We start from the raw sequence: 12,405 nt of genomic DNA, 5'->3' as shown, positions 1-12,405 counted from the left end.
CCCGACGGGGTGCCCTGCCTCCTCATGCGGGGCGGCACCTCCAAGGGCGCCTACTTCCTCGCCGACGACCTCCCCGCCGAGCCCGGCCCGCGCGACGCCCTGCTGCTGCGGATCATGGGCAGCCCGGACGAGCGCCAGATCGACGGCCTCGGCGGCGCCCACCCGCTCACCAGCAAGGTCGCGGTGGTCTCCCGCTCCGCCGACCCGGGCGCCGACGTCGACTACCTCTTCCTCCAAGTCGCCGTCGACCGAGCCGAGGTGAGTGGCCGTCAGAACTGCGGGAACATCCTCGCCGGTGTCGGTCCGTTCGCCGTGGAGCGCGGGCTCGTGACGGCGGGGGAGGAGGAGACCTCCGTCCGGATCCGCATGGTCAACAGCGGCGACCGGGCGACGGCGACCTTCCCCACGCCCGGCGGCCGGGTGCGCTACACCGGCGACGCGGAGATCTCCGGCGTCCCGGGGACGGCCGCCCCCGTACGGATCGAGTTCCCGCCCGGCAACGGCCCGCTGCTGCCCAGCGGACGGGCCCGGGACGTGCTGGACGGGGTCCCGGTGACCTGCGTGGACAACGGCATGCCGACGGTCCTGATGGCGGCCGCCGCGCTCGGCGTCACCGGCTACGAGTCCCCGCGCGACCTGGAGGAGGACACGGCACTCGCCGCCCGGCTGCACACCGTCCGGCTCGCGGCGGGACGGCTGATGGGCCTGGGCGACGTCTCGGACACCACCGTCCCCAAACTCACCCTGCTCGCCCCGCCCCGCCACGGCGGCACGGTCACCACCCGCACCTTCATCCCCGTCCGCGCGCACCCCTCGATCGGGGTGCTCGGCGCGGCGAGCGTCGCCGCCGGGCTGCGCGTCGACGGCGGCGCGGGCGCCGGGATCGCCGTACCGCCGTCCGGAGACGACCGTATCCGCATCGAACACCCCACCGGATTCCTGGACATCGAGAGCAGCCTCGGGGTCACCCCCGACGGCCTGCCCGCGGCGCGGCGCACGGCCGTGGTCCGCACGGCCCGCAAGATCTTCGACGGCACCGTGTTCCCCCGGGCCGCCGTCGCGGCGCCGATTCCCGCACAACCCCTTGGAGGCCGACGATGACTCCGCCGCTCGGCGACATCGCCCACATCGGACACGCCCAGCTCTTCACCCCCGACCTGGACGCCAGTGTCGCCTTCTTCACCGACTATCTGGGGCTCACCGTCAACGGGCAGGACGGCGACACCGTCCACCTGCGGACCTTCGACGACTACGAGCACCACAGCCTGGTGCTCACCGCCCGCGAACGCCCCGGCCTCGGCCGGCTCGCGCTGCGCACCTCCAGCGAGGAGGCACTGCGCCGCCGGGTCGAGGCGGTCGAGGCCGCGGGCGGCACCGGTGTCTGGGTGGAGGACGAACCCGGGCTCGGCAGGCTCTACGTCACCACCGACCCGGACGGCCACGAGCACGCCCTGTACTGGGAGAGCGAGTACTACCGGGCCCCCGAGGAGCTGCGGCCCGCGCTGAAGAACCAGCCGCAGGCCAAACCCAACCGCGGTGTGGGCGTCCGGCGTCTGGACCACGTCAACTTCCTGGCCGCCGACGTCCTCGCCAACGCCGAGTTCCAGCAGCACGTCCTCGGCGCCCGCCCCACCGAGCAGATCAGACTGGACACCGGGACGATCGCGGCGCGCTGGCTGACGTACACGGACAAGTCCTACGACGTCGTCTACACCTCGGACCGGACGGGTTCGGCCGGACGGCTGCACCACATCGCCTTCGCCACCGACACCCGCGAGGACATCCTGCGCGCCGCCGATCTCGCCATCGACAGCGGCGTGTTCATCGAGACGGGACCCCACAAGCACGCCATCCAGCAGACGTTCTTCCTCTACGTCTACGAACCAGGCGGCAACCGGATCGAGTTGTGCAACCCGCTGACCCGGCTCGTGCTGGCCCCCGACTGGCCCCTCGTCACCTGGACCGAGGAGGAGCGGCGGAAGGGGCAGGCGTGGGGGCTGAAGACCATCGAGTCCTTCCATACGCACGGGACGCCGCCAGTCGCCTGAGCGGTCCCCGAACCGTTCCCGGACCCCTTCCACGGGCCCTTCCCCGGGTGCGCAGGACTGTCGATGAGATTGTTGACAAAAACGTTGACACCTTGGATTCCGGTCCTTAGCGTCTTGCGCACCACCGGGTCGGCCGCCCCCCCCCACGAGCCGCAGCGACCCGCCTCACCGTCCCCTCCAGGCGACTCCTCCTGGACGAGAGGAAACAACGATGTCCTCCTCCCCCGTGCTCTCCGCCCGCACCGGCAGACTGGCCCTGCTCGTCGTCGGCCTGTGCTGGCTGGCCGTGCTCTTCGACGGGCTCGACATGTTCATCTACGGCTCGGTGCTGCCGCACCTGCTGGAGACGCAGACCTTCGGCCTCACCCCGGACACCGCGGGCGACCTCGGCAGCTACGCCACCTTCGGCATGCTGATCGGCGCGCTCACCGCCGGCACCGTCGCCGACCGGATCGGCCGCAAGAAGCTCATGGTCGGCTGTGTGGTGCTGTTCTCGCTGGCCTCCGGCGTGTGCGCGCTCGCCGACGGCGTCGCCGTCTTCGGCCTCGGCCGCACCCTGGCCGGCGTCGGCCTCGGCGGACTGCTCCCCACCGCGATCAGCATGGTCTCCGACTACGCCCCGCGCGGCCGCGCCGCCCTCACCATCGGCCTGCTGATGACCGCCCACCACGCGGGCGGCATTCTCTCCGCCTACGTCGCCAAGTGGCTGATCGACCCCGTCGGCTGGCGCGCGGCCTTCTGGGTCTGCGTGGCACCCCTGCTCTTCGCGCCGGTGCTGGCCAAGTTCCTGCCCGAGTCGCTGAGCTTCCTCGTCGCCAAGGGCCGCACCGAGGAGGCCGCCGCGCTCGCCGCCCGCTACGAGGTCGACCTGCCCGCCGCGACGTCCGGCCGCAAGACCGCCGCCGACCGCTGGGACGCCCTGGCCGGGCTCTTCCGCGGCGGCGAGTGGATCCAGACCCTGCTGTACTGGCTGGCCTCCTTCGGCGGACTCCTCCTCGTCTACGGCGTCGCCACCTGGCTGCCGACCCTGATGCGGGCCGAGGGCTACGCGCTCGCCAGCGCGCTGACCTTCGTCGTCGTCTTCAACCTGGGCGGCATCGTGGGCATGCTGGTCGCCGGACGCGCCGCCGACCGCTTCGGCGCCCCGCGCATCTCCGCGATCTGGTTCGCGCTCACCGCGGCCGGGGTCGCCCTGCTCAGCGTCCACATGTCGACCGGCGTCACCATGGTCGTCGTCTTCCTCACCGGCGTCTTCCTCAACAGCGCCCAGACGATGATCTACGCGACCGTGTCGATCCGTTCGGCCGCCGACAACCGGGCCACCGCGGTCGGCTGGACCTCCGGCATGGGCCGCTTCGGCGCCGTCTTCGGCCCGTGGCTCGGCGGCCAGCTCCTCGCGGCGGGCAACGGCGACTGGGGCTTCACCGCGTTCGCGCTCGCCGGTGTCTCCTCGATGGTCTTCATCGGCATCGCCGCCCTGCGCGGCACGCGGAGCACGTCGCGCACCTCCGGTCAGGAGCTGGCCGGCGCCCACTGACCGGCCACGGGGGACACGACCGACCCGACCGACCCGACCGATACGACCGACCCGACCGGGCGCCGGTCACCGCACGGGACGCGGTGACCGGCGCCGTCGGCTCGGGGTGCAGGCGCCGTCGGTTCGGGGTGCGGGGGCCGTCCGGACGGGTCACGCTCGTCGTATGGGTGAAGGCTGGGACGTTCGGCGGGCGGGGCCGGAGGACGCCTCGCGGCGGGTGCTGCTGATCCCGGGCGGGCTGTGCACGACCGAGTTCTTCGCGGACGTCATGGCCGAGCCGGCGGTGGCGGACCTGGGGCTGGTCGCGGCGGCCCTGCCGGGCTTCGGCGGCACCGAGGCCCCCGAGGACGTGACCATGGAGGGGTACGCCCGGCTGATGGCCGCCTTCGCGGACGAGACCGGCTGCGAGGTCGTCGTCGGGCACAGTCTCGGTGCCAACGTGACGATCGAGATGGCGGCGTCCGGACTGTTCACAGGCCCGCTGGTGCTGCTGTCGCCCGCCTTCTCGCGCGGCGACGAGATGAGGTCCCTGGCCGCGCTGGACGCCGTCGGCCGCGTGCCAGGGCTGGGCATCGGGGTGTGGGCCGGCATGCTGGGCCTGCTGCCCCGGGCGGTCACGCGCCGACTGCCGCCCGAGCGCGCCCAAGCCCTCGCGGCGGCGATGAGCGGCAACGACCCGGCGACCTGCCGCCGGATCGTGCGCGCGTACTACGACTATCTCGACCGGTACCCGTCCCTGGTCCCCCGGCTGTGCGAGGCCGGGGTCCCGGTCCGGGTGGTGCGCGGCGACCACGACGAGATCGGCCTGACGGACGGCGAACGGCGCGGACTGGAGGGCCGCCCGCACGTCCGCCTGATCACGGTCCCCGACGCCGGTCACGCCGTCCAGATCGACCAGCCGGAGGCCGTGGCCCGGGTGATCGCCGAGGCGGCGTCGGCCGGCGTGCCCTGAGCGGCGGCCGGGGCTCAGTCGCGCCGCGCCACCACACGGTAGGCGTTGGAGAGGCGGAGGCGGCCCGCCAGGGGGCGGAGGGCGAGGCGGTCGATGAGGGTGGCTGCCAGGAGTGCGGGGATGCCGGTCAGCAGGAGGGCCGTTCGTAGGGCGCGGCGGGGGGCGCTCGGGCGTTCGGGGAGCCAGGGCGCGTCCTCGCGCGGGGCCGTGTGGTCCAGGGCGAGCCAGGTGGCGGCCAGCAGGTCCACCGGGTCGTGGGCCTCGGCGCGTTGCTCCGCGACCACCGTGAAGCCCAGTTCGGTCAGGCGCTGTTGCAGGTTGGCCACGGGGACGAAGTGCAGATGCTGCGGCTGGAGCCAGGGCAGCCACCAGCGGCCGAGGAGGCGGGCGAACCGGCTTTCGGGGTCCGGCACTTCGACGACCAGATGCCCGCCAGGGCGCACCGCCTCCCGCGCGGCCCGCAGTTCGCGGTCGGGCTCGGTGCTGTGTTCCAGGTAGTGGAACATGCTCACGACGTCGTAGCGGCCGGCCAGGTCCGGCGCCAGTTCGGGGAAGGCGCCCCGGTAGCCGTGCTCCACCCGGCCCGCGTTCTCAGCCAGTTCGACACCGTCGGTGAAGTCGAGACCGTCGAACACCGTGTCCGGCAGCACCTCCCGGGCGACGGCGCAGAAGTGCCCGTGGCCGGTCCCGACGTCCAGCCAAGACTTGGGCGCAGGGATGTACGGCAACACCGCCTCGGCCCGCCGCCGGTACATCCCGGTGCGCGCGCCGAAGGTGTCGCCGAGCTTCTTCTCGCCCAGCCCGTCGTAGAAGTCCCGGTAGTAGAACTCCAGCCCCGCCGGGCTGAGCCGGGGGTTCTGAAAGGTGTGCCCGCAGCCGCCGCAGCGGTCCAGGGTGAAACGGCCCGGCTTGTGCTGGAGCAGATCGGTGGTGCGCAGCCGGGTGCTCAGCTCCGTCCCGCCGCACCAGGGGCAGTCGGTGCGCGGCGGTTCGAAGAACCGGTCGGGGCCCGCCTCCAGGTCGGCCCGGTAGGCGGGGCGCAGGGCCGCGATCCGCTCGGTGGTCCCGCTCTCGTCGCTCATCCCGACTCCTCGGCCAGTTGGGTCAGATGGGTCGCCGCGGCGGACGCCCCGCCCGCGGCCCGGAACGCCGTACGGACCCGCGCCGCCGCCGTCCGGTAAGCCGGGTCGTCCAGCACGGAGTCGACGGCCGCGCCCAGCGCCCGCGCCGTGACCCGGCCGAACCGCACCCGCACCCCGGCCCCGGCGTCCACGACCTGCCCGGCCACCACCGGCTGGTCGTCCCGGATCGGTGCCACCACCAGCGGTACGCCGTGCCACAGCGCCTCGCACACCGTGTTGTGCCCGGCGTGACAGAGGACCGCGTCGACCCCCCTTTCCAGCAGGGCGAGTTGGGGAACGGACGGCACGATCAGCACGTCCTTGTCGTGCTCTCGCCCCGCCGTGCCGAGGACGCCGCCCGGGTCGACCAGCACCGACTGCACCCGGTCCGCCCGCTCGCGCAGCACACTCCGGCAGGTGTCCAGGAAACGGCCGCCGACATCGGCGTTGGCGGTGCCGAGGCTCACCAGCACGGTGGCCCGCCCCGGGTCGAGCCACTCCCATGGGAAGCCGGAGGCGGCGTCCGGCCGTGCTGTGATCGAAGGGCCGACCCAGCGGACGGTGTCCGGGACTGCCGTGCCCGCCAGCTCCGGGGTGCTGAAGGCGAGGACCAGACGCGGCGAGAACCGGGGGTCAGGGCCGGCCGCCGGGGCCCCGAGGGCCGACCGCAGCCCGGTCAGCCGCTCCGCCAGCCACTCCCGCACCTTGGGCAGTCCGGACAGCGGGTCGGTGAACTCCGCCGAGGTGGTGGCCGAGGTCGCCCACGGCAGCCCCAGCCGCTCGGCGGTCAACGCCCCCGCGAACGCCTGCTGGTCGGCGACGACCACGTCCGGCCGGAACGCCCCGACGGCCGCCCGCACCCCGGGCGCCATCGCCTCCGCCAGCGGCAGCAGATACCACTCCCACAGGAACCGCAGCGCCTCCGGGCCGCGCAGCTCGGCGGGCCGTTCACCCGGCGCGGCACCCGCGCACCCGAACACCTCGGCATCCGCCCCCGCAAGCCGCGCCACCAGCGCCGGATCGGGGCAGGCCCACGCCACCCGGTGTCCGCGCGCGACGAGTTCGGCGGCCACGCCCACGGTCGGGTTGATGTGCCCGACCAACGGCGGTACGACGAACAGGAACCGGCTCACCGGACGCCCACCCGGAGCGTCTCCTCGACCAGGGTCAGAATGTGCCCGCCCACCGTCCCGGACGCCTCCACCAGGACCGAGTGCTCATGCCCGGGCACGATCACGGTCCGGCAGTCCGGCAGCAACTCCTTGAGCCGGGGCGCCTGTTCGGCGAGGTCGGAGTCCCCGCCGTAGACGGCGAGCACCGGACAGGACGCCGTACGTATCTGATGTCGCGTCAGCACCCGGCTGGCCGGGATCTCCTGGCTCAGGGTCGTCTCACGGACCAGCCGTGCCGCGCCCTTGGCGAGCCGGGCGGTGTGCCGGCCCCGATGGGCGGTGACCCAGGCGAGGGCCTCGGGCTCGTTCTCCGCGAGCTGGGCCGACACCCGGTGCAGGATCCGCTCCAGCTTCACCGCCCAGGCGGGGGTGGCCGGTTCGGACTCGATCAGGGTGACGCTCGCGGCGCGCTCCGGACGGCGCACCGCGTATCCGAACGCGATCGTGCCGCCGTAGGAGTTGCCCACCAGATGCACCGGGCCGGTCACCGCCAGCCGGTCGAGGAGGGCTTCCAGGTCGTCGATGTTGTGGTCCAGGGTGTAGCCCCCGGCGGGCCGTTCGCTGCGGCCGTGTCCGCGCAGGTCGTACATCACCACGTCGAGTCCGGCGGCCGCGAACGCCGGGGCGACGGTGAAGTAGTAGCTGGCCAGGCTGTCGGTGAGCAGCCCGTGGACCAGGACGACGGTGGCCACGGCGGGGCGGCCCTGGCGGGGGCCGATCCGCTGGACGTGCAACCGGACGGCGCCGGTGTCGACCATCGCCATGCTCAGCCCGCCTCCGTCGCTCTGAGCTGCGCGACCACGTACTCCACGAGGTCGCCGACGGTGAGTTCGATGATCTCGTCGAACTCCAGACCGGCCAGGAACTCGGCGAGGTTGACCCGTTCGCCGTACCGCTCCTGGAGCATCCCGGCCAGGGTCACCAGGTCGATGCTCTCCAGCTCCAGATCGCGGTTGAAGGAGGTCCCCATGTCGATCTCGACGTCGTCGAGGCCGTACTCGTCCTCCAGCAGCCGCGCGAGCATGCCGGTGAGATCGGCGAGGACGGTCCCCTCGTCCGCGGTGACGGGCGTCATCGGTCGTACTCCTTCGCTGGGACGGGGCCCGTGGTCCAGGCCACGACGTACTCCCGGGCCGGCAGGCCGGGCGGGTTGACGGACGGCTCGCAGTGCACGGTGTAGGCGCGCTCCAGCCGGCCGGCGACGGTCAGCCGGTCGCCGGACGGGGTCGCGTCGAGCACCGTGAAGTCCCGCGGCCGCCCGTCGAACCCGATGCCCTCCGCCTTGGCGACCGCCTCCTTCGCCGCCCAGAACCGGGTGAACCACCGCGCCTCCGAGTCACCACCGTCAGCCGACAGCCTCTGAAGCAGCCGGAGTTCGTCGGGACCGAGCGCGGTGGCGTGGGTTTCCGGGGTGCGGTCGACGACCTCCTCGATGTCGATACCGGGGCCCGGCCCCGGAGTGTGCGGCCGGACGATCGCCACGCCCGCCTCCGCGCGGTGCGCCAGGGACACGTCCAGCGCCGGCAGCACCCGGCCGTGCACGCCGGTGACGTACGGGCGGCCCAAGTCGTCGTTGTGCACCCGGAGTTCTGCCGGGAAGACGGGGCCCTCGCCGTGGTCCCACAGCCAGCGGCGGACCGCGTCCTTCACCGCGATCCGGCCCAGCAGCCACTGCCGCCGCCCGCGCGGGGCGTGCTCCGCGTACGCCGAACGCTCCACGCCGCCCAGGGAGTTGCGCATGATCAGCTCGCGGGAGGCCAGGTCGGGCCAGCGCTCGTGCAGCAGCGACCAGCCGCCCGGCCGGGCCTCGGAGAGCGTGTTGCGGTCCGGGAAGCGCTCCACCGGCCGGGTCCGCGGATCGTTGTCGAACCGCCGGTCCTGCCAGCCGGACAGCTCCGCCCACACCGCGCCGTCGACCGTCAGCCGGACGTCGGCCTCCAGGACGGTGTCGGTGAGCGAGGTGATCCGGATGTGGCAGTCCACCTCCGTCCCCACCGCCGGATGCGGGCCGTGGAACCGCATCTCCCGCATGCCGACGGGGAACACGACGGTCCGCTCGGAACGGGTCGCCATGATCCAGTAGCCGAGGATCTGGCCCACGTTGTCCAGCAGCGCGCCCGGCGCCGACGGGGTGCTGATGACCCCGCGCACATGGCGGTCGCCGATCGCGGTGAGTTCGGTGACCCCCTGGAACGCCGGGCCGTGGAACATCCAGCGCTCCGCGTAGAGCTGCGCGGCGGTGTGGTCGGGGATCCGTTCGTTCGCCGGGTCGAGCGGCCAAGGGGCGGCGGTGAACCGGGCGTATTCCGGGGCCAGTTCGACCGTGGCGCGGGCGCGCGGGCCGAAGGAGACGGCCACCCGGTCCGGCCCCTCGGGCGTCACCGTCACCGGTACGTCCACGGCGGGGGTGGCGGTCAGCCACTCCTCGAACCGCGCCCCGTGCACGGCGACGGGCACCGCGCCCGGCACGGCTTCCCGGGCCGCGTCCATCATGTGCCGCACGATCGTCGTCGCGGGCACGACCGGCCACCGGTCGGCCACGTCCGGCCAGCCGGGGCGCTGCGGGAAGAAGCAGTGGTCCAGAAGGTGAGGCATGGTGTCGGGGGAGACACGGACGGTGGTGCGCAGGGGTGCGGGCAGTGCACGGGGTGCGGGCCGGGCGGTCATGAGGGTGGCGGCCGTGTCCGCCGTCTCGCGGAGCAGGGCGCTCAACTCGGCGGCGAGCGGGTGGTGTTCGGAGAGGGTTTCGAGAGGGCTCGTGGTGGCCGTCGACGGGGAGATCCGTGTCTCGGTGCGGAGTTCCGCGCGCAGGGCGGCCAGCCGCTCCGGCGCCAGGGACACCAGGGCACCGCCGAGGTCGAGGCGTACGGCGGGCCGCCGGGACGACGGGTTCGCGGTGGGCCGGGACGCGGTGAGCGCCGGTGCCGTCTCCGCCCCCGCCGTCCACAGCGCGGTGGCGACCCGGCGGAGCTGGGCGAGGCCCGTGCGGTGCGGGGAGTTGGCGGGGACGACCAGATGGTCCCGGCTCCCCAGGGTGTCGCCGACGAGCGAACCGAGCTGCCCCGGTCCGACTTGGACGAACACCCGATGCCCCGAGCCGTACAGCGCCTCGGTCAACTGCCGGAAACGCACCGGCTCCAGCAGATGCCGGACGAACAACTCCCGTATCCGCGCCGGGTCCTCGGGGAAGGGCGCGGCCGTCGTGCCCGACCAGACGGGGGTGTGCGGCGGGCGCAGCCGGAAGCGGGCCGCCGCCTCCTCGATCGGGCCGAGATGCGGCCGCAGCATCGGCGTGTGGAATCCCGACCGGAACGGCAGCACTTGAGAGAGCACACCCCGGGCCCGGAACGCCCGGACGAACTCCTCGACGGCCGGCTCCGGCCCGCACACCATCGACTGGCCCGGCGCGTTGTCGTGGGAGAGGACAAGGCCCGCCTCTGTGCCGCCCTCCTCGCGCAGCGCGGCGAGCACCCGGTCGGCGCCCGCGCCGATCGCCCCGAACGCGAGACCGGGCACGCGCACACTGTCCGGGTCGAACTCCGCCATGAAGGCGTCGACCTCGTCCCCGGCGTACAGTCCGCCCGCCGCCATCGCCGTCCACTCGCCGACGCTGTGCCCGGCGACCGCGTCCGGCACGATCCCGACGCGGCGCAGCGCCGTGTCGAGCAGCCGGCTCACGGCGACCACGCCGAAGCCGTGCCGGCCTATGTCACCGGACCGCTCGTGCGGCAACTCGGGCGCGGACAGTCCGAAATGGACGGCGACGTCGTCCACGCGCGGCGTGAACTCGCCCTCCAGGCCGGGGAAGACGAACGCCAGCCTGCCGTGCCCGGTGCCCAGCAGGGGGCCCGGCCGGAACCAGACGTCGCTGCGGCCGTGCCAGGCACGCCCCTTGGCGACGACGCGGCGGGCCAGGGCCAGCCGTTTCGCGGTCGGGTCCACGACGCCGAGCCGGGCCGGTCCCGCGTCCGGCCGAGGGGCGGCGGGGTCGAGGCCCCCGGCGCGCACGGTGGTGTCGTCGGCGTCGAGGAGCGCGGCGAGGGCGGCCGGGGAGGGGGCGGCCAGCAGGAGGACGCGCTCGGGTTCGGTGACTTGTGCGGTCCCGACGGTGGCCGAAGGGCCGGCTGCCCCGACGGTGGCCGAAGGGCCGGCCGCCACGGCGGCCGCCGGTCCGGCGCCGGGTGCCTGCTCCAGCACCACATGCGCGTTGATCCCGCCGAACCCGAACGCGTTCACCGCCGCCCGGCGCACCGGCTGCCCGGGGCCGGTCTCCCAGTCGGCGGCCTTCTCCAGGGGGCGGAAGCGGGTGCGGGCCAGCGCGGGATGCGGGTCGTCGCAGTGCAGGGTCGGCAGCAGGACGCCGTGGTGGACCGCGAGCGCGGCCTTGATCAGACCGGCCACCCCGGCGGCCGGCATGGTGTGCCCGATCATCGACTTCACCGAGCCGATGACGGCGGTCCCGTCATCGCGTCCGTCCGCGTGCCGTGGCCCGAACACCTCGGCGAGGGTGGCCAGTTCGGCGCCGTCGCCCGCCGGTGTCGCCGTGCCGTGGGCCTCCAGCAGGCCGACCGAGCCGGGCGCGGCGGGGTCGAGCCCCGCGGCCCGCCACGCCTGCCGTACGGCCTGGGCCTGGCCGCCCGGGTCCGGGTTGACCAGCCCCGCGGCCCGGCCGTCGCTGGCCACCCCGGTGCCGCGGATCACGGCGTAGATCCGGTCGCCGTCCCGCTCGGCGTCGGCGAGCCGCTTGAGGACGACGACGCCGGTGCCCTCGCCGATCAGGATGCCGTCGGCATTCCGGTGGAAGGGGCGGATGCGCTGGCTGGGGGAGAGGGCGCGCAACTGCGAGAAGACGCTCCACAGCGTGATGTCGTGACAGTGGTGGACCCCGCCCGCGAGCATCACGTCACAGCGCCCGGAGCCCAGTTCGCCCACCGCCTGGTCGACCGCGACCAGGGACGAGGCGCAGGCCGCGTCCACCGTGTACGCCGGACCGCGCAGGTCGAGCCGGTTGGCGACCCGGGAGGCCGCGAGGTTCGGCACCAGACCGATCGCCGCCTCGGGGCTGTCGGGGCCGAGCCGCTCGGTGAAAGCATCGCGCACGCGGTCGAGTTGAGTGTCCGTCAGGTCGGGAAGCAACTCGCCCAGCGTGCGCACGAGCTGGCCCGCCGTGCGCACCCGCTGGTCCAGCCGGACCAGTCCGGGGGTGAGATAGCCGCCCCGGCCCAGGACGACACCCACGCGCGCCCGGTCGGGCAGCCGGGCCGTGCCGCCCGCGTCGTCGAGCGCGGCCGAGGCCACGTGCAGGGCGATGAGCTGGTCGGGTTCGGTCCCGGCCACCGAGTTCGGCATGATCCCGAACCGGGTGACCTCCACCTCCGCCAGCGCGTCCACGAACCCGCCCCGCCGCGCGTACACCCGGTCGGCGACGGCCGGTTCGGACGCCGTGCCCGGACGGTAGTAGTCCGGGTCCCAGCGCCCGGCGGGCACCTCGCCGATCGCGTCCACGCCGTCGCGCAGATTGCGCCAGTAGGCGTCGAGCCCGGCGGCGCCCGGCAGCAGCACCGCCATCCCGACG

Annotated in this window: 9 protein-coding genes; 4 read left to right on the top strand and 5 right to left on the bottom strand. The window is 74.1% G+C overall.

What is annotated here, in order from left to right; genetic code table 11:
• Positions 1 to 24: 24 nt before the first annotated feature.
• The 4 genes from G6W55_RS16900 (at position 25) to G6W55_RS16885 (ending at position 4,537) form a co-directional block, all read left to right on the top strand.
• Positions 25 to 1,101: a 4-oxalomesaconate tautomerase gene (locus tag G6W55_RS16900; protein WP_175521719.1), complete on the top strand. Its 1,077-nt coding sequence runs from the start codon at positions 25 to 27 to the stop codon at positions 1,099 to 1,101.
• Positions 1,098 to 2,048: a VOC family protein gene (locus G6W55_RS16895; RefSeq protein WP_175521674.1), complete on the top strand. Its 951-nt coding sequence runs from the start codon at positions 1,098 to 1,100 to the stop codon at positions 2,046 to 2,048. Before G6W55_RS16900 ends, G6W55_RS16895 begins: the two co-directional genes overlap by 4 nt.
• Positions 2,049 to 2,259: 211 nt before the next feature.
• Complete coding sequence (locus G6W55_RS16890; RefSeq protein ID WP_175521673.1) at positions 2,260 to 3,585, top strand: aromatic acid/H+ symport family MFS transporter; 1,326 nt, start codon at positions 2,260 to 2,262, stop codon at positions 3,583 to 3,585.
• A gap of 163 nt (positions 3,586 to 3,748) precedes the next feature.
• Positions 3,749 to 4,537 carry an alpha/beta fold hydrolase gene (locus G6W55_RS16885; RefSeq protein ID WP_175521672.1) on the top strand — a complete coding sequence of 263 codons (789 nt, stop codon included), beginning with the start codon at positions 3,749 to 3,751 and terminating at the stop codon, positions 4,535 to 4,537.
• Positions 4,538 to 4,551: 14 nt separating this feature from the next.
• Here the strand turns inward: G6W55_RS16885 and G6W55_RS16880 are convergent, their stop codons facing one another.
• Genes G6W55_RS16880 through G6W55_RS16860 form a run of 5 tightly spaced genes read right to left on the bottom strand, consistent with a single transcriptional unit; the run spans position 4,552 to position 12,398 of the window.
• On the bottom strand, positions 4,552 to 5,619 hold the full coding sequence (locus G6W55_RS16880; RefSeq protein ID WP_175521671.1) for a class I SAM-dependent methyltransferase: 1,068 nt from the start codon (positions 5,617 to 5,619) through the stop codon (positions 4,552 to 4,554).
• On the bottom strand, positions 5,616 to 6,791 hold the full coding sequence (locus G6W55_RS16875; protein ID WP_175521670.1) for a glycosyltransferase: 1,176 nt from the start codon (positions 6,789 to 6,791) through the stop codon (positions 5,616 to 5,618). Before G6W55_RS16875 ends, G6W55_RS16880 begins: the two co-directional genes overlap by 4 nt.
• Positions 6,788 to 7,594 (bottom strand): alpha/beta fold hydrolase, encoded by an 807-nt coding sequence (locus tag G6W55_RS16870; protein ID WP_175521669.1) that lies wholly within the window; start codon positions 7,592 to 7,594, stop codon positions 6,788 to 6,790. Before G6W55_RS16870 ends, G6W55_RS16875 begins: the two co-directional genes overlap by 4 nt.
• 2 nt (positions 7,595 to 7,596) lie before the next feature.
• On the bottom strand, positions 7,597 to 7,905 hold the full coding sequence (locus G6W55_RS16865) for an acyl carrier protein (RefSeq protein WP_030790626.1): 309 nt from the start codon (positions 7,903 to 7,905) through the stop codon (positions 7,597 to 7,599).
• Entirely contained in the window at positions 7,902 to 12,398 is a 4,497-nt protein-coding gene (locus G6W55_RS16860) for a beta-ketoacyl synthase N-terminal-like domain-containing protein (RefSeq protein ID WP_217687026.1), read from the bottom strand. The genes G6W55_RS16865 and G6W55_RS16860 overlap by 4 nt, the downstream gene beginning before the upstream one ends.
• Between the last annotated feature and the right edge of the window lie 7 nt (positions 12,399 to 12,405).

The sequence above is a fragment of the Streptomyces sp. CAI-85 genome, from assembly GCF_013363615.1.
Lineage (GTDB): Bacteria > Actinomycetota > Actinomycetes > Streptomycetales > Streptomycetaceae > Streptomyces > Streptomyces antibioticus_B.
The sequence above is the reverse complement of the archived record's forward strand: the minus strand, read 5'-3'. Positions and strand labels throughout refer to the sequence as shown.

What these genes read in the sequence shown, in the direction of transcription:
- G6W55_RS16870 (WP_175521669.1), bottom strand. Translation starts at nt 7,594, where the DNA reads ATGGCGATGGTCGACACCGGCGCCGTCCGGTTGCACGTCCAGCGGATC.
- G6W55_RS16865 (WP_030790626.1), bottom strand. Translation starts at nt 7,905, where the DNA reads ATGACGCCCGTCACCGCGGACGAGGGGACCGTCCTCGCCGATCTCACC.
- G6W55_RS16890 (WP_175521673.1), top strand. Translation starts at nt 2,260, where the DNA reads ATGTCCTCCTCCCCCGTGCTCTCCGCCCGCACCGGCAGACTGGCCCTG.
- G6W55_RS16880 (WP_175521671.1), bottom strand. Translation starts at nt 5,619, where the DNA reads ATGAGCGACGAGAGCGGGACCACCGAGCGGATCGCGGCCCTGCGCCCC.
- G6W55_RS16895 (WP_175521674.1), top strand. Translation starts at nt 1,098, where the DNA reads ATGACTCCGCCGCTCGGCGACATCGCCCACATCGGACACGCCCAGCTC.
- G6W55_RS16900 (WP_175521719.1), top strand. Translation starts at nt 25, where the DNA reads ATGCGGGGCGGCACCTCCAAGGGCGCCTACTTCCTCGCCGACGACCTC.
- G6W55_RS16885 (WP_175521672.1), top strand. Translation starts at nt 3,749, where the DNA reads ATGGGTGAAGGCTGGGACGTTCGGCGGGCGGGGCCGGAGGACGCCTCG.
- G6W55_RS16860 (WP_217687026.1), bottom strand. Translation starts at nt 12,398, where the DNA reads ATGGCGGTGCTGCTGCCGGGCGCCGCCGGGCTCGACGCCTACTGGCGC.